Origin of the sequence: Bacillus sp. L_1B0_5, from assembly GCF_000836715.1 — a bacterium.
Classification (GTDB): Bacteria; Bacillota; Bacilli; order Bacillales; family Bacillaceae_G; genus Bacillus_A; species Bacillus_A thuringiensis_S.
The window spans coordinates 24085-46416 of the sequence record NZ_JXIS01000094.1; the positions used below are offsets into that span (position 1 = coordinate 24085).

Sequence of the window (22332 nt, forward strand, 5' to 3'; positions counted from 1 at the left end):
ACCTCATTTCTGTTACAAATATGGTGCATCCAGTTTCTTTTCTAACTTTTTCTGTCCCCAGCTAATTACGATTGTAATAATCCAATATACTATCGCTACCGCTAAATAACTTTCCATATAACGATATGATTGTGCCGCTAGCATTTTCGCTTGTGCTAAAATTTCAGCCACCCCAAGTGCAAAAGATAACGAAGATTCTTTTAACAATCCAACAAAATTATTTCCAAGTGACGGTACTGCGACACGAATAGCTTGCGGAAAAATAATTTGTCGCATCGCTTGCGCCTTTGTCATTCCAACTGATAAACAGGCATCCATTTGCCCTGATTCCACAGCATTTAATGAACCTCGAATAATCTCTGATAAATAAGCAGCATTATTTAAACTTAGGCCAATTAAAGTTGCTTGCATAGCTGTAAGCACTGTAAATGTTGGAAAGATTTGTGGTAATCCGAAATATAAAACAAACAATTGAACTAATAACGGGGTTCCTCTAAAGAAAGAGATATACACTCTTGCAATTGAATATAAATATTTCGTTTTATTTTTCGTTATGATCGCCAAGCCGATCCCTATAACGAAGGAAATAATCATTGAAACTACAGTAATCCCTAAAGTTATGTATACATATTTAAATAATTGCGGAAAACTTTCTAAAAAATACGTTACATCAAACTTCACTCTATCCCCCCTCTCTAAACAAAAAACTCTTCTTACGCATATAAGAAGAGTTAAATGTGAATCCATTTCTCCTCATCTTTCAAACGCCTATTGCGTTCGCTGGAGTTAGCACAGTACTTTGATACAGCCTGTTGCTGAGATTTCATCGGGCCAGTCCCTCCATCTCTCTTGATAAGAAAACCAATAAATTTTTCCATTTATTTAGTTGTTATTATGAAGAATACACCCCATTACTAATAATGTCAATAAGAAAACTATGAATTAAATTTAATGCTTTTTTTAGACTGTCTTACTCCTATTAAATTTCCTCCTGTTCATTATATCTTGAGGTGTAATATTGATTGCACAAAAAAGCCATTAATTCTATCAAACTTAGAAATAATGGCTTTTTTATAAAGGTATTATACTTATCTCATTTTATGTACTTCAGCAACTAGCTTTCCACCCTGAATGCCCATATAAAGCTTCACAGGTGCATCATTCGTATTTTCAAATACTAAATCTAAATATGGATATGCAATTGTAGCATCTCTTCCTTGTGGAACATAACCTACCGTTTTAGAATGTGTAGTTCTCTCCACCATTTTCAGGCCAGCTTGATCTGCTGCATTGTATAAAGTTGAAGATGTTTGACAAACACCACCGCCATATCCATCTACTAATTTACCATCAACTATTTCTTTCCCTAATTGATATCCTTTATCTGGTGTTGTATCACCGATTAATGAATTAAAAGAGAAACGGTCTCCTTTTGCTAACACAACTCCATTTATGCTCGCTGCTGACAAACGAATATTCTCAATACGGCCACCTGTTGAACCACCTAAGTTCGTTTCATATCTACCAATTACCGCACCATTTCCTTGCGCATCACTTAATGTTGCGACTGGTTTTTTCTCCACGATCGGCAACTGATACGTAGCATCCCACATACCAACATTTAACAATTTATCTACTAATTCTTTTTCCATTAATTCATAAGAAGGTTTTCCTTCTTGCCAACTTCCATCAGGTGCTATACGTGAAGGAACCATTTTTTTGTCGACGCTTTTTCCAACCTCACCAACAACCTTTGTTACAGACTTTTTAAATTTCGCTTCATCTTCGAAATAGCCTAAACCAGATAAATCTAATTTTTTCACTTCAGTACCAGTTCGGCCATCAACTAAACTAATAGTATCCTGCACTTCTGCTTTAGCCTCTACAGTGTGCCCACCAATATCACTTACCAATGCAACATCACTTACTTTTGCACCACAGCCACTCACTACAGCTACACATAACACCCCAACTAATATACCCTTTACTTTACGGAACAATATACTCTCTCCCTTTCCCCAACATCACTATTATGTATTTATTTCATTTTTATGTATGTTTTGTTACAATCATTTTACAATATGTTTATAAAATGTTACAAGTTATTTTTCACTCTATATAAATTACTCTTTTCTTTTATAAATGTCTATACATATTTACATAAAAGTTTGAGTTTGATAGAATTGTAACTTTTATGTAAACTCTCCCCTTTATCCAGTATATACCATTAAGCAAAAGAAATTCAAATCAAAAACCTTCAAGCTATTTTTTATAAAGTGAAACTTTAATTAGTGGGGGTCTTACTGCCCGTTAATGCGGGATAAAGAGAAATCTCATCAACATAAATAGGTATTTGCCGTGCCACCGCTCCGCTTTTGCACATACATTATGGTGAATTCAACCTATTTTAAAGAAATGGAGGATGTTATTATGTATCCCTACAATCCATATGATCCATATAATCAATATGCATACCAACAACCACAGTATGACTTACAAGCACAATATCAATCTTATATAGATCAAGCAGAGCAAACGAATCCATATGACCAAAATAGACAATTCCAACTTCCAATCTCTTTTCCTGGCACTGGAAATCGTCAATTAGAAAGACGCGTAAATGAGCTTGAACAAAGAGTACGTCAACTAGAAAATACAGTTGAGCGCCATACACGTAGACTAAACCGCTTAAACCAACGTTTACGTACGGTAGAAAACAGACTAAACATTCCATTCGCAGCATTAGAAGACGGATTTTAATCAGAAAAATAAAATTTATATAAGGAAGGGGCTCCCCCTTTCTTATATAAATTGACGAAAGTTTTTTCCATCTCTATACTGATAAGAGTTAATGAAATGAAACAAGGTGATAAATATGGATTTTGAAATAAATTATCTTTCCTTTTATGTTGTACAAGTAGAAGGAAAAGGTGAAGCAGTTGATAAACGCTACAAACATTTTCAAACTTTAGACGCTGAAGAATATGAAGATAGCTCCTTAAAAGAATTTTTGAATGGTGAGTTATTAAAAATATCGAAGCGAAAAGTAGAACGTCATGCAAAAACAGAACAAGCCCCAACAAAAATTGGTCGCTTTATTGTAGAGGAGGGGCACGAACTTGATTCAAACCCTCATTACAACCTTTTTAATCGTATTCGCTTTGCAGAAACAAAGGACAACTTTAAAGATATGAGCGAACCTCTCGTTTATACATATCTTGACACAAGCGCTGTACGCGGTGGTGTATTTTTAATTGCTCAGGCAAAACTACGCAAATACTTTGATGACCCATTCGTATTCGTAATGAAATGCGACTTCGAACCAAAGGTTGCTTCTATTTCTGATGAATCAACACTGATTCGTAACGTTGAAATGGCCATCACAACAAAGAATATGAAATCTATCCAGTATCCATACATGCCTGAAGAAGGTATGGTTGAAGTAGGCGAACTAAAAATACACCAAGCATCACATGCCCGCTACTTTGAAGACTTCTTAAAATTCGTCGAATATGAACGCTCTATGCCTGAAATTATGAAAACACAGGTAATGGACATGGTATACGACCAAATTGAAGATGTATTTGAAGAAGGTACGGAAGAACGCGAACAATTCGACCAAGCGATGGAAGTATGGGCTGCCAGTCCGAAACGCGAAATTATGGAACAATTTTCAACCGAAGAAGTAATGGAAGCAACTGCCCAAATCGTCGAGCACGCTCCTGAAGTGGAATTAAAACTAAAAGCAGATCATATCTCTGTGAAGGCTTTACTTGCTGATTTCGGGGATCAAATACATATTGCGAAGGTAAATGACCGATATGTACTTATGATTGAAGCAGACACACTTACGTTTGAAAAGGGCTTCTCTCCTATTGAGTTTCTGAAGCCAGATGAGCTGCAAGATGTGATTGAGCGAATTGAGAATAAGCAACAGTATTCTTATGATCCGAACGGGATTGAATAAATCCTTCCATATATCTGTCTTTACTGGGCGCTTTTAATAAGCGCTCTTTTATTTTGAGCTTAGTTGATGTTTATATTAAAAAACGATTCTTAATAGAATCGTTTTTCCTGATTTATAACAAAAACATGCTTATTTTTAAAAATTATTATTGATCCAAGATATCAATTGTCGCAGAATCAAGTAAATTCCTTCCTTGTTGTACAAGCGTATTTCCATTAGAGTAGTCACTATATATGTTGGTAAAATAAAAACTTCACTTCACTACCTCAAATTTATTATACTCGTAAAAAGATAATTGAAAACGATATTCTGGATGCTCTCTCACCCAATCATAGGCTTCTTCTAAAATATCCATTTTGTTTTGCAAGTCATTAAGTTCACTACATTCGTCCCTTTTCTGTTTGCACAGAGGGCAGAATCCATTCACTATGTCGGCACTTGTCGCCCTAATAGTTTTACTTTTTAAGTCAACTACTAAACGAAGAAGAAAAGAATGCTCAGCTTTTGTAGTCACCGTCATTTCAGCAACCCCATCCTCATTCCAAAAGACACCGTTTAATTCCATTTGTACGGTGACGTCTTTAATATCCAAGTCTATCACTATCACACCTCCCTTGTATAAAACTCATATATTACTCTTCGATTTTAACCTTTAATACACCACGCTTTAAAGATATATTAAGCTTTTTCCAATTCTTCTTCTTTGCTATGAAAGGAAGTATAATTCCTGCTGATAGCGTGGTAAATATTATCCCCAAAACTACAACTGTTACAATGTTAAAGATTGCTTCCATTTAACTCTATCCTCTTTCATTTCTATGGGCTCTAATTTTATGAATGTATTTAAAAATACTTACGACCCCTTAATTTTCAAAGCAATTATAATGGCCCAATCACAACAAATCAATTCCTATTTAATATGAATACTTTATTCATCCATCAGTATAATGATGTTAAATTTATGTAGCTAGAAATAGAGGAGAATGTCATTTAACCTCTACATTCTCCTCCATCTCAGCCAAATACCTAATCTGCCGTTCCGCTTTTCTCACTGCCGTACGAAAATGTTTTTTCAGGAGTTCTACTGTATTTTCACTTATATAATATCTTTCCGTTATACTTTCCCACGTGTCGCTACTTTCAAATGTACTCCATTCAAAAGGGCGTTCTGTATTTTTCTTTAGTTCTTTAAACACCCATTTCCGCATCTTTTTTTTCGCTTTTTCTGTTAGTTTTCCGTTTTTTACAAGTTCAAGTTCACCATGTCTTTTGTATCGCTTATTAATATCTCTCTCGCTATACACTTTAAGAAGTATATTTGCTGTATTTTCGGCATCTGCTAAAGCACGGTGCTGTTTCCCTTCCCACGTTAAAGCGAGCTGTTCTACCGCAAATTGTAAACTTGGCGTATGTTCAAACAATTCCTCATATGCTTGGAAAACAAATTTTTGCAAATCAATTCTACTTTCTTTTTCTATACTTGGGCATTCAACATCATGTAATGTACAATCATGAGATAGAAAGCGATAATCTTCTTTTCCCCATGAAACAAATATAGAATCTTCGCCGATGAACTGAATAAATTTCTCTATAATTTGAGGGAATTTTTCTACATCCATTAAATCTTTCTTCGTAATACCGGTTAATTTTGTTGTATGACGAGTTAATCTTGCACTTGGTTTTATTAACTCTGAAAATTCTTCAATTATCTTCATTGTACCTATTTCTATTTTTACAGCTCCGATATCAACTATTTCTGACGGATCTTCTGATTTATACGGTCTGAAATTCCTCTCAATATCAAACACAATGAAATGTGTAGCGTTTTTCAATTTATTTACCTCTTTCTAAATTCCTTTTCACACAAACACTTTATTTTCAGTATTTATTTATTCATGTACTTTATACAAAAATACTACGAATAAATAAATGAAAATTCAGTCTTGTTATGATATGTAAGTAGGAGGACATCTATAAAAATGCAAAAAAAAAGAAGGGCGAGCCCTTCTTTTTTCAAAAATTACTTCTTGTTTACGTTAGTAGCTTGAGGTCCACGGTTACCTTGTTCTACTTCGAAAGTAACTTCTTGACCTTCTTCTAAAGTTTTGAAGCCTTCGCCTTGGATAGCTGAGAAATGAACGAATACGTCTTCTCCGCCTTCAACTTCGATGAAACCGAAACCTTTTTCTGAGTTAAACCATTTTACTTTACCGTTTTGCATGAAAAAAATCCTCCTACAATGTACCTATATGTACATATTCATTTTCAACCACCTTACAATAATAAGCCAGATATTAAAAAACTGCAACCCCTGAGGAGATTTAACATTGCTATCCTCCTCGGAAGTTACAGCTCATTTAAATCTCTATATTATTAAAAGTAAAATGGTTTAAACATACTATATCATATCAATATAATAAAAGTAAAGTTTTTTTCTCAAATTATTTTTTGTTCCCACTGCATTGCTTTTAATTCACCTGATCCAGCTACTACATAACCATCTTTTTGATTAACAATGCGCCATCCGTGCCCTTTAACTGAATCACATACTGTAACAATACCTTCGTCAAGAAGTACACGGCACACACTACTAATACCCGCCTTATTTTGCGTTGAAGTTGTATATAAGACATGTTGGTCTACACTTAAGTCTAAATAACTACTTGCTTTCTGCTCACTTTGACATGTATGCCAATATATTTTTTCACTCGCAATACTATCATCTATTTTACAATAAGAAATATTCCCGCTAACTCCCTTGCACGATCCACTTGCCGCTACTAAATAAGAATTGTGTAAAGTCAACGCAGAGATCATTTGATTCATCGCAATTTTAATCCTCTTTAATTTACGTGTCTTCAAATCAAAAAGCCAAACACCACCATATTTAGCATGTATTTTCGTACCAATAAATAAGTAATGTTTATATAAAAATAATGATCGAATAGACGGTGCCGCACTGCCATACTCAAGAAACGGATGAATAGTCTCCCATGTAGAACCGAAATTATTAGAAAGATACAGCGTTTTTTCTCCATGAGCAATGACAGTTCCTTGTACATTGCTACATACATTCCAACTCGTTGCTTTTGTTGGAAAACGCTGAATTGTCCAGTTCTCTCCACCATTCATACTACGAATAAAAATCCCTTCGTCACCTACACCATAAACTACATTATCTTCGCTATGTAAATCCCTAATTCGTTTTTGAAAACCATTTAAAATTCGTTTCCATTCTCCGTCTTGTTCAACAAATAAGCCATTATATGTAGTAGCTAACAACAGTTTTCCATCTCTTAACTTTGTAATAGCAGTTGCACTTAACATTGTCTCCACGTTGACACTCCCATTCTTAGAACTTCTCAGCAAATGCAATTGCAAAATTACTGCATTTTTCAACATCCTCTTCATCTTCTGGAGCTAATTCAATTTTCAGCCCTTCTTGTACAAGCTCTGCACCTCGTTCTACAAGGCGTTCTTCAAATATCGTTACCGCTTCACAAAACAGTTCATACGCCGTATCACCTGATCCGAATACCGCTACCTTTTTCCCAGCTAAATCTATATTTTCTAAGTCCTCATGAAAATCTTCCGCTTCAAATGGTAATTCACCATCGCCCCACGTATAAGATCCTAAAATGATTCCATCATAAGCTAATAATTCTTCAGCATCCATGCCTTCCATCTCTTGCAATACTACTTCATGATCAAAAGCATCTAAACTAACTTTAATTAAATCAGCAATACTCTCTGTATTTCCTGACATACTTGCATAAGCTATTAAAATTTTTGCCACTTTGGCATCCCCCTCTAACAATAAATGATTCTCATTCTCATTATATTAATAATGAGAATCAATTTCAATTGATTTTTTCTACTTTTATTTACATTTCACATCTGACTATTTATATTTCATTTTAAACATCTACATTCATATTCAACTATTGCCAAATCTATCTTCAAACATTATTGTATTATCATCATTTCACCTTACTTATTTCAAATAAAAAATGTGTTTGTATCATGCTCAATCATTAATCAACTGTTCACTTTACAGAAAGAGGAGTCCTTATGATGAGAAAGTATTTTATTAAATTTTTAAAAGCAACCTCCCTTTTAACAATATCCTTACTAATAGGAACTGCTATTATTTTATTCGGTACTGCATACGGTCATAATTTACGTGTTATCACCGCCGAGAGTATTTTGACTTCTCAGCATCCTCAATATGCAAAATTCACGTTATTGTCTGATAAAGAATTAAATGATATTTCTCAATCCATCACAAATCCAAAATGGAAAAATAGTGAATTTTTAACTTCTAAACTTTCAAAAAAAGAGTTAGAAAGACGAAAAGATTTACCACTAGATGTTTCTATTGAAACAATAAAGAAAAAATATAATGACCATTTTTTTGAAGGGAAATTAATGACAATTAGTAATCCATTCAACGTAAAACTTGTTACCCAGCAAGGTTCAGAAGGTAAAGACGTCGGAGAAAAAATATACGTAATGGCAAAGCGAAACCATGCAGTTGCCGCTGTCAATGCCAGTGGATTTTGGGATGAAACCGGGCATGGTGGTGGTAAAACTGGAATCGGTATTGTTATTGAAAACGGTAAAGTTATAAACACTCCGAAGGATATTAATACCCCTACCCTCACTAGTGGTATTACAAAATATGGACAAATGGTTTCTGGGGAGTTTTCTGCTAGCCAATTGTTAAATAAAAATGTTGTTTCCGCTGCTGGATTTATGCCTCAGCTAATTGTAAATGGAGAAAAAATGATTACAAATGATGGTGGTTGGGGATATGGCCCTCGAAGTATTATGGCCCAGAAAAAAGATGGCTCGATTATGTTTTTCGTCATTGATGGTAGACAACCTCACAGCATTGGTGCTTCCTTGAGAGATTGTCAAGATATTCTTTATGAAAAAGGTGCTGTCAATGCGATGGCAATGGACGGTGGATCATCAGCAACATTATATGCAATGGGAGATATTTTAAATATCCCTTCCACCTTATCTCATAAATCACGCTATTTACCAAACGCATGGGTAGTTAAAGCGAACCCTAAGCAACAAGTTCATGTAACAATAGACGGTAATTCTGCGAGCTCTCAAAAAATTTCTGAATTAACAAGTACGACCGCTATAGCTATCAATAAATAAAAAAAGCACAGATGACTATACAATCATCTGTGCTTTTTTATTACTTTTTAAAAATACCAAAAGGCTTTCCTACTGGTAAAACAACTTTTCCGAAGTGTGTATTTAACACTGCTGCTGCTGAACCATAGAAAGATAATAATGAAATAAGAAGTTCAGAATATGCTGCTAAATTATGCATTGCGTGCGGCATAACACCTAAAGTACTTAATGAAAGACCAATAAATAAGAAATCAATAAGGACGAAGATCATAAATAATACTTTATGTGTTTCCATTGCACCAATCGTCATAAAGATTGTGAAAATCAAATATCCGATAAAGGCTACACCAAGCTGTTTTGAATCTGCAGCTTGTGCTAATTTTTCGCCAAATACTCCAAGTTGAATTAACCAAGTCATTCCAACACCTAACCAAAATAGGCCGTACGCACCAAATGCTGTCGTACCGAATGTATTGTTATGCTTTGCATCGTGAATGCAAGCAAAGATTTGTGCAAATCCTCCTAAAAAGATTGCCCATGGTAATACAAGTGAAACGCCATCTGTTAAGCCTAACTTTTGAGATGATGCTACAAGTGTTACCATCGCTAATCCAAATAGACCAATTCCAGATGGATCCGCTGTTGTCATTTTCACATGATGTGTAGTAGTTTGATTGCTCATATAAACCTCCTGATTATAAACATACTCGAATACAATACTTAAATCAGAGGCCTATGTCAATGGTTTTTTTTGTATGTTGTCAGACGTTATATTTTATAATGATTAAATATATTTCCGACCACTTCATAAGGTTTTATATTCACTTTTTCCAACTCGTTTATCGGTAGCCATAACGGAATATAACTTCCTCTATCTTCCCGCTGAAATTCCTCAGCTGTTCCACTTCCAAACACTCCGCCTGTAATATAGGCACCATAATAATATTCATTCCCTTTATATTTTACCTTTGCAATAAGGTGCTCCACTTGTATATGTACCCCTAATTCTTCGTATACCTCTCTTTTCGTTGCCTCTTCAGGCGTTTCACCTTCCTCAATCCCTCCGCCAGGAAAAACATAATATGTTTCCTCTTCTCGAATACGCTTTATAAGAGCGATTTTCCCTTCCTGTACAATGATAGCCGCCCCGCGATTTCTTATCATTTTATTTCCTCAATACGAATCGCGACTGTTCCCCACTCTTTTTCTTGTTCTTTCGTATATATTTTGTATGTACTTTCTAACATTTCCTCTAAACTATCATTTTCACAATCCAATAATTTTTTATCAATTTGTTCATACATAGATTTAAAGCTCTCGTATCGCTTTATTTCCGTTACTTTTACCGTCATCATTTCTGTTGTCGTAAGATTCGTAAATACGATTTCATCGCCTTTGTTTATTAGTTGACGTTTTTTATCGTATAGGCGTACTTCATATACTTTTTTTCCTGATTGAATTGACTGAAACGGTTTATTATATAAACCCATTTCGTATCGCATACATCCCACTCCCTTTTGGTCATTTCACCTATTAATACAGTTCACATTACTACATCTTGCATATAATATTCCATACGTATCACTTAATTAAGAAAGGAGGCTGAAGAAGCATGTTATATTTAAATCAAAAACCTGAATATAATAAATATGATATTGGTGATTATACTTATAGTAAAGTAGGGCCAACCATTTTTTCTTGGAACGATGAAACAAAATTAAAAATAGGTAAGTTTTGTTCATTAGCAGAAGAAGTCGTTTTCATACTTGGCGGTGAACATCGTGCAGACTGGATAACAACTTATCCATTTAATGCACTTTTTGATGAAGGAGCACATATTACTGGTCACCCTTCTTCAAAAGGTGATATCGTAGTCGGCAATGATGTATGGATTGGTTATCAATCCTGCATTTTATCTGGTGTTACAATTGGTAACGGGGCCATTATCGGCGCCAGGAGCGTTGTTACAAAAGACGTACCCCCGTATGCAATTGTAGCTGGTAATCCTGCAAAATTTGTTCGATATCGTTTCCCACAAGAAACGATTGACAAACTAGAGAATCTCGCATGGTGGGACTGGGACATTTCTGTTATAAAAGGAGCCATTCCATTACTACTCTCCGACAAAATCGACGAATTTTTCACCTCACCCGAAAATGAATCTATATGATTAAAACAGAAAGAGCATCCAATTATTTTTCAGGATGCTCTTTCTGTTTTTATTTTTTATGTCCATGCAAATGATTACACGGAGAACATTGAAATGGAATTTTATCTAAGCAATTAAAGTTTGTTTCACAAATTTGTTCAATAGTTGGAACAAATGGAATGACAACTATGTTACTTTCTACTATTTGTGTAACAGGTGGCAATACTGTGCCTACTTGATGTTCAAAACGAATACTCGCTTGATTTATATAATTTCCTGAACCATTTGGCGCACTCTGTACTGCTACTTGGAACGAAACTGTCCTTGCTTCACCAGGATTTAAACTTCCGATAAGAAACCCTACTGCCGGGCTTACATTCGGCACTGGCGTATTATCGACCGTTACACTTCCAGGAACAAATCGAACACTACTATCTAACATATCTTGAAAACGAATATTTTGCATTACAGTATCACCCGTATTTGTGATGACTGTCGTAAACGTAATGACATCTCCAATTGTTGCTGCCTGTAAATCTGCAGTTTTTACGACTGTCGTTGAGACATTTTGAGGAATAAACGGGATAACAACTGTATTACTATCACCTTCAACTACTACTGGCGGCTCATTCGGATTTACAGTTGCGAGCCCATTCGCTGTAGCAGTATTTGTAACTAAATTATTTATTTGCCCTCCTGTTATTACAACTTGGAAATTAATAATTGCTGCATCATTTGGCTGAAAATCACCTAACGGAATACCAGTATTCGGATTAGCGAATGGAAGAGGTACATCATTTACCGTTACCGTACCATTTATAAATAGCGTATTCGGATCAATGATATCTGTTAACACAATATTGGTCACAGGAACTGTACTATCATTTATAACAGCGATTCCGTAAGTGACAACATCCCCTATCATTGCTACTTCAAAGTTTGCTCCTTTTGCAACAAATAAGATTGCAGTATTTACCGTTACAATAACTGTATTGCTCGTGTCCATCACTGTAACTGGCGGCTCTCCTGGTACTAAAATATATTCTGCTAACGCTCCAGCAACGTTTACTACTGTTCCACCATCCGGAAAACTTGTAATCGTAGCTTCATATGTTACAAGTGCCGTCTCACCAACTGGTATATCAGGTATCGTAAATCCAATCTGCGGATTTAACCCCGGTTGCGGAACCCCATTTATTGTTACACTATTTGGAACGAAATCAGCTTCCTGAGATAGCACATCGATAAATTGAACATTCATTGCATCAGCAGTACCAGTATTTAATATACGAACAGTATACGTTACCGTTTCTCCTACACCAACAACTGAATGGTCTACTTCTTTTAGCATATCAAAGCTGCCTCTATTTACCGGCGTAACCGTCGTATTACTTGAATTTGTAATTGTAGACGGAGGTTCTTCTGGAATCAATTCGAAATCACCCGTTACTCTTGCTGTATTCATAATGCTACTAGAAGGCGGAACTGCGATTACATTTACTTCAAATGTAATTAATACACTATCCCCTACTGCAAGATCAGGCAATGCAAAGCCTACAAATGGATCTAAACCTACTTGCGGAATCCCATTTATTTGTACACTTCCAGGAACGAATTCTAAACTAGGTGATGGAACATCGATAAACTGAACATTCGTTGCTGTTACTGTTCCTGTATTTGTAACTTGCACACTATAAGTTAACGTATCTCCTAATCGTGTAGCTTCTTTATTTACAGATTTTATAACGCTGAATCGTCCTCTATTCACTCTAGTTATCGTCGTATTACTCGGCTCTGTTACTACAACCGGTGGCTCTCCTGGCACTAAAGTAAAGCTTCCTGTTATATTTGCAACGTTCGTAATTGTTCCTGATGACGGGATGTTTGTAACTGTCGCTTGAAACGTCACTATAACTGTTTCACCTACCGGTATATCTCCAACTCCAAATCCAGTAATTGGATTTAAGTTTGGTTGCGAGGCTCCATTTATCGTTACACTATTTGGTACAAATGACGCCCCTGCTGAAATGGTATCAACAAACTGAACAGCATTAGCTGTTACTGTTCCTGTATTCGTTATTTGAACCGTATACGTTAATATATCTCCAACGAGAGTAGCAACCCTATTTACTTGTTTAATAACATTAAATTGCCCTCTATTTACAGTTGTAAGTGTTGTATTGCTCGGCTCTGTTACTATAACTGGTGGTTCTCCTGGTACTAATACAAAACTTCCAGTTACATTTGCCGTATTGGCAATTGTTCCGTTTGATGGCGCACTAACAACAGTTACTTGGAAGATGACTTCTACACTTTCACCTGGATTTATATCTGGAAGCGGGAATCCGTTATTCGGATTGAATCCAGTTTGTAACACACCATCTATGGTTACACTGTTCGGCACGAATGCTATAGAGGAAGGTAATACATCACTATATTGAACATTCGTTGCTGGCACTGTTCCTGTATTTTGAACTACTGTTGTATATGTGATTGTATCGCCTACTGCAACAACCGGCTGACTTACTGATTTTAAAACATTCAAACCAGGCTCATTGATTTCCGTTAATGTCGTATTACTTGTCGTCGTTTCCGTAATAGGCGGTTCTGTTTCACTTACAGCAAATGTAGCTGTAACGTCTACAAAATTAACAATCGTTCCACCTTCTGGTATGCTTGTAACCACTTCCTGATATGTGACAAGTACAAAATCATCGACAGGTATATCTGGAACTGTAAAACCAATGAAAGGATCTAATCCTGGTGCTGGTACCCCGTTTATGCTCACACTTCCTGGTACAAATGCTACACCCGCGGAAGTAGTATCGATAAATTGAACATTCGTCGCTGGCACTGTTCCGAAATTAAAAATCAATACATCATACGTTAATATTTCCCCTACCGTCGCTACTTCTTTATCTACTAGTTTCAATGGAAAAATAAACGCTATATTAATTGTCGTAACGACTAAATTTGTTAATATCGTTTCCGTAATCGGTGGTTCCTGCGGATTTGGTTGTGAAGTAAATGTAACATCTGCATCATTTAATATGACTTCATTATCTGGAATTTCTGTAATCGTCACTTGGAATGTGACCTCAATACTTCCACCAGCGATTAATAATGGAGTAACTGTAAATCCTATTTCTGGATTTAAACCAAGTTGCTGCACTCCACCTATCGTTACACTATTGTCAACAAACGTCGTTCCTTCTGGTATGACATCTTGGAAGAACACATCTGTAACAGAGATAATTCCTACGTTTGAAATGAGCACAGTATACGTTAATACATCCCCAACGGCCCCAGTTGCAACATCAACTGTTTTTGTTGCAGTTACTTCACCAGGAGGAGGTAACGGTATTGTAACTACCGTTGTATTACTTGAATTCGTTGTTGTTACAGGTGGCTGTAAAGGATTTAATAAGAAAGTGGCTGTAGCAGATGCTGTATTTAATACTGCTCCACGTGTAGACGGTGCAACTACCGTAACTTGGAACGTTACTGTCAATGATGTTCCAGCTGCAATATTAGGAAGCGGGAAACCAACATTTGGGTCAAATCCAGGTTGTGGCGTTCCATTTATCGTTACACTATTTGCTACAAAAGTTGTTTCTAAAGCAATTGGATCAAGGAAAGAGACATTCGTTGCTGTTACTGTACCGTTATTTCGAATGACAACAGAATATGTGTAAGTTTCTCCAAGTGCTGCTTGTTGTACAGATGAAGATTTTTGTATATTTAACTGTGCTGTGTTTACTTGCGTCACTACAAAATTACTATTTGTAACAGTCGTTATTGGAGGGTTTGCTGGATTTATAAGAAAACTTGCAGTAACGTTCGATTGGTTTCTTATATTTCCACCGCTCGGAACACTCGTCACTGTAACTTGAAACGTAATCGTAGCCGTTTGCCCGACCGGAATATTTGGTACCGGGAAACCCGCCATAGGATCCGCACCTTGCTGTACGACTCCATTTATCGTCACACTATTTGCTACAAACGCAGTACCAGATGGAATTGGATCTTGAAAAACAATATTCGTTGCAGGAACAGTTCCTGTATTTTGAATAAGAATCGTATACGTTAACGTATCTCCTACACCGGCTTGTGGTGTATTTACACTTTTTATTACATTAATTGATCCTACATTCACTCGTGTCACAACGGTATTACTAATTGTTACAATTGTAATTGGTGGCTGCAACGGGCTTACTTGAAAATCGGCAGTTACATTTGCATTATTCGGAAGCGCCCTATTTGGTGGTACACTCGTGATTGTCACTTGGAAAGTAACTGTTACCATCCCTCCTACTGGAATATTAGCAAGTGGAAATCCAGTTGTTGGGTTTAAACCTGGTTGAGGTGTCCCGTTTATTGTTACACTATTCGCTACAAAAGTGGTTCCGACTGGAATCGGATCAAGGAATGATACATTTGTTGCTGCTACTGTTCCACTATTTTGTATACGAACTGTATACGTTAACGTATCTCCTACACCGGCTTCAGTAGCACTTACACTTTTCATTACATTTAACCCTGAAGAATTCACGACCGTCATAACAGTATTACTTGGTACTGTTACAGTAATCGGTGGCTCTGTTGGATTTACAAGGAAATCTCCAGTTACATTCGCATTATTTACGACATTATTTCCTTGGGGAATTTCATCAATTAATACTTCAAACGTAACAATAACACTTGCGCCAGTAGGCAAATCATTTAATGGGAATCCTAGTCCTGGATCTGCCCCCTCTTGTAAAACTCCATTAACCAATACACTATTTTCAATAAATAATGTCCCTTGCGGAATTGAATCTTGGAAAAACACATTTGTAGCTGGTACACTACCTGCATTTATAACTTCGATTGTATATACTAAAACATCCCCTACTGTTGCAACATCCGTATTCACTGCTTTCACAACTTCAAAGTTTCCTGATTGTATTGTCGTATTCACAACATTACTCGGTACATTGATTGTTACTGGTGGTTCATTCGGATTCACTTGAAAGCTTGCTGTTACATTTGCTTGATTTAAAATATCTTCATTTTCTGGATTCTGTACAATTACTACGTCAAATGTGACTACAACCGTTTGAGCCGCAGGAATATTCGGAAGAGAAAATCCTGTATTCGGATTCAATCCACTTTGCGATACCCCATTAATTGTTACAGAATTTGCAACAAATGAAACAGCAGAAGAAATAGCGTCTTGGAAAAATACATTTGTTAACGGAACGTTTCCTGTATTTTGAACTGCAATCGTGTACGTTAAAGTGTCCCCTACTGCCGCTTGCATTGTATTCACTTCTTTTATTACATTTAAACCGCCTGTATTAACTTGTGTCACAACTGTATTCGTTTGTCTATTAATTGTTATCGGTGGCTGATTCGGAATAACGACGAAATTAGCAGATACATTTCCGCGATTTGCAATCGTACCTCCCGATGGTGTAGATGTTACTCGTACTTGAAATGTAACAGTCCTACTTCCGCCAGGAGATATATTAGCTACCGTAAACCCAGTCGCTGGATTTACCCCAGGTTGTGAAACCCCGTCCACAGTCACACTATTTGCGATAAATGTCGTTCCAATTGGGATTGGATCTTGAAAAATAACATTTGTCGCAAGTACATTTCCTGTATTTTGAATTGTTACCGTGTACGTAAGAACGTCGTTAACCGTTGCAAAAGCTTTATCCACTGTTTTTCTCGTTGTTATATCAGCTATATTAATTGTCGTAACTACAGTATTACTTGTCGCTTGCCCTGAAACTGGTTGTTGACCAGGCACTGGAGTAAAGGTAAATGTTGCACTCGCACGGTTTGGAATTGGGTTGACAAGAGGATTAGATGTTACTCGAACTTGAAAGCGCACTACAGTCGTTTGCGATGCATTAATACTTCCAAGATTAATACTACTTGCTGGATTCGCTCCTGGACGCGCTACTCCATTTACCGTAACGCTGTTTGCGACAAATGTTGTTCCTGCAGGAATACTATCAACAAAAATCACATTGTTTGCAGCAACATTCCCATTATTTGTGACATTAACCGTGTATGTTAATACATCATTAAGTGTTGCCGTCTGTAAATCTACAGATTTTTGCATACTAATAGTTGCTTGGTTCACTGTCGTTTGTACTGTGTTTGAAGAAGAAGTACTTGTAATAGGAGGACTACCAACGAAAGGACGGAATTGATATGACACCATTGCACGATTTAAAATAGGATTGGGATTCGGGAATGATGTTATTCGAACTTGAAATGTAACAATTCTTTGCGTGTTATTTGGGATTATACCTAAATTAATTCCATTAGCAGGGTTTGCATTCGGTTGTGTTACTCCACCTACTGTTACACTACCTGCTATAAACGTCGTTCCGTTCGGAATACTATCACGTAATACAACGTTTTCTGCACTTCCTGTCCCTGTATTTGGGACCGTAATCGTATAAGTGAGAGTATCCCCTACCCCTGCGACTGTTCTATTAACCGATTTAACAGGATTAATAATTGGACCTGTTGCATCAATTTGAACACCAAAACCAGCTGCAGCGTATCCATCTCCATTTGTAACAAATCGAACTGTTGCTGACGTTTGATTATTTACTAATGATGCAGAGGCATTTACATTCGTAATATCCCATCCTTGTCTTCGGACAGCTAAAGCTATCCCTAACGGCTGATTCAAATCTCCAAATGTCCCGGTTGTATCTAACTCTCCAATGTCATTACAAATTTGAGACTGGAAGAAATTATTCGCAGGGTTTCTCGGTCCGAATAATGCCACTGTAGCATTTGCATTCGGTCCAAAGCGAAGTTGATCTCCAACAATGTTAGAATCGCCTTCTTGAGCAGTTACGAGCACTCTTCCTGTAACAGCTCCTGTTGCCGGCGTAGCAAATCCTGAAATAGTAGCATCAACTGGTGGTGATGAAGCATCAATAATTTCTTGGCCTGCATATACTGACAAATTTCGAAGTGGTAAACTTGCATTTTGATACACAACCTCAAGCGTCCATCCAGCTGAACGACTGATTGTCGGGTCAGCTGAAGTTCTTGCAGCTGGCACGGCACCTGTTGTATATGTGCCTGCTCCACCTGCACTAACAAGATTCGTTACATTGGCAGAGCGAGCATAATAAAACTGGTTTCCTACTGAACCTTGCTGCGCGGTAGCAGGATCTGGCGTAACAGAAAACGTCCCTGCTGGCGTTGTAAATGTAATGTTATCATTTAAAAATGGTAAAACATCTTCCGTATCAGTCCGGAAAGTACCAGCCCAAACTAATTCTGCATATAACACACTGCTTCCCGCTGGAAGATTTAAAATTGCACTTGAAGAATTCAATTGCCATTCATCTGTTGTCCCTGCTGGGAATCCTGGTACTTGCAACGCTGTATTTACTGTCGTAAACACAGCAAGTGTACCAAAAATATTACCTGGTGCAGGTGATGTAGGGCTAAGCCCCAGCGTATTCCCAGTGAACGTGACGGCACCAGGTACTGTTGTCGTAAAACGATTTATAAAAGGCACACAATCATCTCATTTCATTTATAGTAAAAAGTGCTCTATACTATAAAATGTAGACAACCTATGGGATGTACGTTGTCCAACAAAATTCCGCACATATGAGAGGAGTTTATAAAACTATGCGCTACATTATTATAACAGGAACTTCACAAGGTTTAGGTGAGGCAATCGCTGCGCAATTGTTAGAAGAAAGTACAACTGTCATCTCTATTTCTAGAAGAGAAAATAAAGAGCTTACTAAACTTGCAGAACAATATAACAGCAATTGCATTTTTCATTCCCTCGATCTTCAAGATGTACATAACTTAGAAACTAACTTTAAAGAAATTATTTCATCTATTAAAAAAGACAATGTATCCTCTATTCATTTAATTAATAATGCAGGTACAGTTGCACCTATGAAGCCGATTGAAAAAGCTGAAAGCGAACAATTCATTACGAACGTTCACATTAATTTACTTGCACCTATGATTCTTATATCTACATTTATGAAACATACGAAAGACTGGAAAGTAGATAAACGCGTTATTAACATTTCATCTGGTGCAGGAAAAAATCCTTACTTTGGCTGGGGCGCTTATTGTACAACGAAAGCTGGTGTAAATATGTTTACACAGTGCGTAGCAACTGAAGAAGTAGAAAAAGAATATCCAGTAAAAATCGTCGCTTTTGCACCTGGTGTTGTTGATACAAATATGCAATCACAAATTCGTGAAACAAATAAAGAAGACTTCATAAATTTGGACCGCTTCATCGCACTAAAAGAAGAAGGAAAACTACTATCACCTGAATACGTTGCGAAAGCAATTCGTAACTTACTAGAAACTGAGAATTTTCCGCAAGGTGAAGTAATTCGAATTGATGAATAACAAAAAGGCACGCTTTAATAGCGTGCCTTTTCATTTTATTTCTCTAAAAATATAAGTACAGACTCCATCAACTTCTCATAACCAATCTCTTGATAAATTTTATTTGATGTTGGATTTGCCAAGTCAGTATATAATGTCGTTGTTTTGTAACCTTCGCCTAACATACGTTGACTAAGTGCAGCGACACAACTAGATGCGTACCCTTTTGTCCGTTCTTCTTTCGGCGTATATACGAAATTAACTGTTATATTATTTGTAGTTGGTCTCGTTTTTGCAGCTACAGAAACAAGTTTCCCGTCTACTTCTAGACCAAAAAGACGACGATTAGTAATTAATGTATGAGCGGTTTGTTTCGCTTCTTCTTTCGTAGTAGGAAGCTTCACATCTTCGCAAAATTGATATATCCACTGTTCTATTAATGGTAGCTCCTCACTACTTACTTCTCGAAAGATTCCATCTCCGTTCCACTTTTTCTTTACTTGTTTTAATTCATATACACCTTGCTCCATTGCAACAGTAGTTTTTTTCTGCTCTAACGTCGCAATCTCTTCCGCTAATTTCTGTACAATTTTCTTATTACCAATTAATCCAGGAACATTTGGATATACTTTCGTTAATTTTTTTGCAAGTTCCACGATGTCCTCTTCCACAATTTCAGACGTAGCAACAATGATTTGTTTCTTCTCTTCTGTTTGCAGAAATACAACCGCAATGTCTTCTCCTTGTTTCGCTACCCCATAAATATCGGTTCTTGAACCATTTGTAATACACCTAATATGAGATTATTTTCCTGCTCATTCTTTTCTAGAAATGGTGTAACATCTTCTTTAAAATGAAAAATCTCTTCATATACATGTAATTGAATCATCGACAATCTCTTCTCTCTATTTATATTTTAATTAAGTATTGGCGATTAATTCATTAAATCCTTCTTTTACGATTCAATAATATTCAAAGCTAATGTATTCAAGGCATTTTCAGCTTGTAAAATTCTCTGTTTTTCCTTTTCAAATACATCTTCTTCTTTTCGAAATGACTCTTTTCGATTTTTAATCATACGCTTCATTTCTTTTTTACTCGGTCCACCGTATACATTTCTTTTTTGAATAAAAGCTTCTGGCGATATAATTTCTTTCCACTCTTTTTCTAATAAATTTATTTTAAAATGTTCTTGCAAATACATATTTACATCTTTGAAGTGTAATTCATGTAGTTCTTTTTTCTGCTCCAATGACATATTTGCAATAGCACTTGCTGCATGATGAGCATGCCGAAATGGAATTTCATAATTTTTCGTTAAAACATCGGCGAAATCCGTTATCGTTATTGCATGTTTATAGGAACGACTTTTTAACGTTTCTTCTTCTACTTTCATCGTTCGGATCACTGCATTCATCATACAAAAAACACGAATTGCCTTTTCAATCCCTTTATATAAATATGGCTGCAAGTCATCTTCCGTATCGACAATATCACCAAATGGTGTATTATGAATCATTTGAAATACTGTAAATGCTTCTCCTAAAGCACTACTCGTAATTGCACGAGCGTGTTCAATTGAAACTGGATTTCGTTTTTGCGGCATAATACTACTAATTTGTACATATGGCTTTGCAACAGTAATACCGTCATATTCTTTCGTTGCTAACAACAAAAAGTCATGAATCCATCTACTCGTATTCGTCATCATTACCATAAGTAGCGAGCTAACTTCTAATAAATAATCCGCTCCGGCAACAGCATCATATGAGTTCTCAATTACAGCTGTAAATCCAAGTAGATAAGCAACTCGTTCTCGTTTAATCGGGAAACTTGTTGTAGAGAGTGCAGCCGCCCCCATTGGAGACTGATTTAAAAGCTGGTATGTTTTTTTCATTCGTTCTAAATCTCTTTGCATCGTATCATAAATTGCTAAAGTATAATGACCAAATGTTGTTGGCTGTGCCGGTTGTGTATGTGTATAAGCTGGCATGATCGTTTCCTTATGATCAGCAGCAAGTTGCAGTACACTTTCTTGCAATAGCAAATAATGTTCCATTAATCGTAATATATACCGCCTTAAACTCATGCGATACATCGTTACACCCATATCATTTCTACTTCTACCAATATGCATATTACTTACAAAATCGCATTTCGCTTCTTGAGAAATTAAATGTTCGATTAAAAAAAAGAGGTCTTCATGCTGCTCTGTATATACCAATTTATCTTTTGGTATTCGCTCTACTTTTCTAAGTGCGTTTAATATAACTTTAGCTTCTTCTATTTTCATTAAACTTTCTTCAGTCAGCATCGTAATATGTGCTTTATGCACTTGAAACATATCTTTCAATAAGTAATTTCGTTGAAAATCAAATACATGTTGTAATACACAATCCACATATGTTTTTCCAGGGAAATCAGCGCCTTCACTCTTTATAAACTCTTCCTTACTCTGTTTCATCACCTTTTCCCCTCTCACCTAAGTATTACTACCCATCATACCCATTGATAGAAAAAAAGTGCTTGTACATAAAGTGAAACTTTAATCAGTGGGGTTTTCTTCATCCCCCACTGATTATTAGTTGAACCAATCGGGCTTTTACGGGCAGTTGATCCCCCACCTAACTTCTTTGCTTTCGCTGAATTTTGAGGTGGGGGTCTTACTGCCCATTAA

18 protein-coding genes, 1 pseudogene and 1 riboswitch are annotated in these 22332 nt (G+C 36.4%); of the genes and pseudogenes, 5 read left to right on the forward strand and 14 right to left on the reverse strand.

The window, feature by feature from the left end; translation table 11 throughout:
- Positions 1–12: 12 nt before the first annotated feature.
- Positions 13–681 carry an amino acid ABC transporter permease gene (locus RT27_RS25005; RefSeq protein ID WP_000667177.1) on the reverse strand — a complete coding sequence of 223 codons (669 nt, stop codon included), beginning with the start codon at positions 679–681 and terminating at the stop codon, positions 13–15.
- Positions 682–750: 69 nt separating this feature from the next.
- A riboswitch (SAM riboswitch) is annotated at positions 751–859 on the reverse strand.
- A 229-nt stretch (positions 860–1088) separates the two neighbouring features.
- Entirely contained in the window at positions 1089–2000 is a 912-nt protein-coding gene (locus RT27_RS25010; RefSeq protein WP_043937942.1) for a VanW family protein, read from the reverse strand.
- A gap of 430 nt (positions 2001–2430) precedes the next feature.
- Between RT27_RS25010 and RT27_RS25015 the strand changes: the two genes are divergently transcribed.
- Together RT27_RS25015 and RT27_RS25020 are read left to right on the forward strand one after the other, a co-directional pair.
- Positions 2431–2760, forward strand: coding sequence for a hypothetical protein (locus tag RT27_RS25015; protein ID WP_000283711.1), 330 nt, complete (start codon positions 2431–2433; stop codon positions 2758–2760).
- Between the two features lie 115 nt (positions 2761–2875).
- Positions 2876–3967 (forward strand): DUF3900 domain-containing protein, encoded by a 1092-nt coding sequence (locus RT27_RS25020; protein ID WP_000345035.1) that lies wholly within the window; start codon positions 2876–2878, stop codon positions 3965–3967.
- A 253-nt stretch (positions 3968–4220) separates the two neighbouring features.
- On the opposite strand, the gene RT27_RS25025 is transcribed toward RT27_RS25020, so the two are convergent.
- From RT27_RS25025 to RT27_RS25045, 6 genes are all read right to left on the reverse strand, one after another.
- Positions 4221–4568: a hypothetical protein gene (locus tag RT27_RS25025; protein ID WP_029442991.1), complete on the reverse strand. Its 348-nt coding sequence runs from the start codon at positions 4566–4568 to the stop codon at positions 4221–4223.
- Between the two features lie 31 nt (positions 4569–4599).
- Positions 4600–4761: a hypothetical protein gene (locus RT27_RS35375; protein ID WP_082044956.1), complete on the reverse strand. Its 162-nt coding sequence runs from the start codon at positions 4759–4761 to the stop codon at positions 4600–4602.
- 192 nt (positions 4762–4953) lie between these two features.
- Entirely contained in the window at positions 4954–5799 is an 846-nt protein-coding gene (locus RT27_RS25030) for an exonuclease (RefSeq protein ID WP_043937943.1), read from the reverse strand.
- Positions 5800–5987: 188 nt separating this feature from the next.
- Complete coding sequence (cspB, locus tag RT27_RS25035) at positions 5988–6188, reverse strand: cold shock-like protein CspB (protein WP_001179150.1); 201 nt, start codon at positions 6186–6188, stop codon at positions 5988–5990.
- 215 nt (positions 6189–6403) lie between these two features.
- The gene (locus RT27_RS25040; RefSeq protein WP_029442992.1) at positions 6404–7303 is read right to left on the reverse strand and encodes a hypothetical protein; all 900 of its coding nucleotides are present in this window, start codon (positions 7301–7303) and stop codon (positions 6404–6406) included.
- 16 nt (positions 7304–7319) lie between these two features.
- Positions 7320–7763, reverse strand: coding sequence for a flavodoxin (locus RT27_RS25045; protein WP_001062758.1), 444 nt, complete (start codon positions 7761–7763; stop codon positions 7320–7322).
- Between the two features lie 278 nt (positions 7764–8041).
- On the opposite strand from RT27_RS25045, the gene RT27_RS25050 reads away from it, so the two are divergent.
- Positions 8042–9139, forward strand: a complete 1098-nt coding sequence (locus tag RT27_RS25050; RefSeq protein WP_043937945.1) for a phosphodiester glycosidase family protein — start codon at positions 8042–8044, stop codon at positions 9137–9139.
- A gap of 40 nt (positions 9140–9179) precedes the next feature.
- Here the strand turns inward: RT27_RS25050 and RT27_RS25055 are convergent, their stop codons facing one another.
- From RT27_RS25055 to RT27_RS25065, 3 genes are all read right to left on the reverse strand, one after another.
- Positions 9180–9800: a GPR1/FUN34/YaaH family transporter gene (locus tag RT27_RS25055; RefSeq protein ID WP_000070938.1), complete on the reverse strand. Its 621-nt coding sequence runs from the start codon at positions 9798–9800 to the stop codon at positions 9180–9182.
- Positions 9801–9886: 86 nt separating this feature from the next.
- A complete protein-coding gene (locus RT27_RS25060) occupies positions 9887–10282 on the reverse strand; it encodes an NUDIX domain-containing protein (RefSeq protein WP_043937947.1) in 396 nt (131 codons plus the stop codon).
- A complete protein-coding gene (locus RT27_RS25065; RefSeq protein ID WP_001268365.1) occupies positions 10279–10620 on the reverse strand; it encodes an ASCH domain-containing protein in 342 nt (113 codons plus the stop codon). Before RT27_RS25065 ends, RT27_RS25060 begins: the two co-directional genes overlap by 4 nt.
- A 110-nt stretch (positions 10621–10730) precedes the next feature.
- Here RT27_RS25065 and RT27_RS25070 point away from each other — a divergent pair, with 110 nt between their 5' ends.
- The gene (locus RT27_RS25070; RefSeq protein ID WP_000966308.1) at positions 10731–11288 is read left to right on the forward strand and encodes a CatB-related O-acetyltransferase; all 558 of its coding nucleotides are present in this window, start codon (positions 10731–10733) and stop codon (positions 11286–11288) included.
- A 49-nt stretch (positions 11289–11337) separates the two neighbouring features.
- Here RT27_RS25070 and RT27_RS25075 read toward each other — a convergent pair whose 3' ends face one another.
- Entirely contained in the window at positions 11338–18810 is a 7473-nt protein-coding gene (locus RT27_RS25075) for a DUF11 domain-containing protein (RefSeq protein ID WP_043937949.1), read from the reverse strand.
- A 116-nt stretch (positions 18811–18926) separates the two neighbouring features.
- On the opposite strand from RT27_RS25075, the gene RT27_RS25080 reads away from it, so the two are divergent.
- Entirely contained in the window at positions 18927–19676 is a 750-nt protein-coding gene (locus tag RT27_RS25080) for a (S)-benzoin forming benzil reductase (RefSeq protein ID WP_016080716.1), read from the forward strand.
- Between the two features lie 35 nt (positions 19677–19711).
- Here RT27_RS25080 and RT27_RS25085 read toward each other — a convergent pair.
- Together RT27_RS25085 and argH are read right to left on the reverse strand one after the other, a co-directional pair.
- A pseudogene (locus RT27_RS25085) lies at positions 19712–20544 on the reverse strand (GNAT family N-acetyltransferase).
- Between the two features lie 66 nt (positions 20545–20610).
- Positions 20611–22119, reverse strand: coding sequence for an argininosuccinate lyase (gene argH, locus RT27_RS25090; RefSeq protein ID WP_029442998.1), 1509 nt, complete (start codon positions 22117–22119; stop codon positions 20611–20613).
- Positions 22120–22332: the final 213 nt, after the last annotated feature.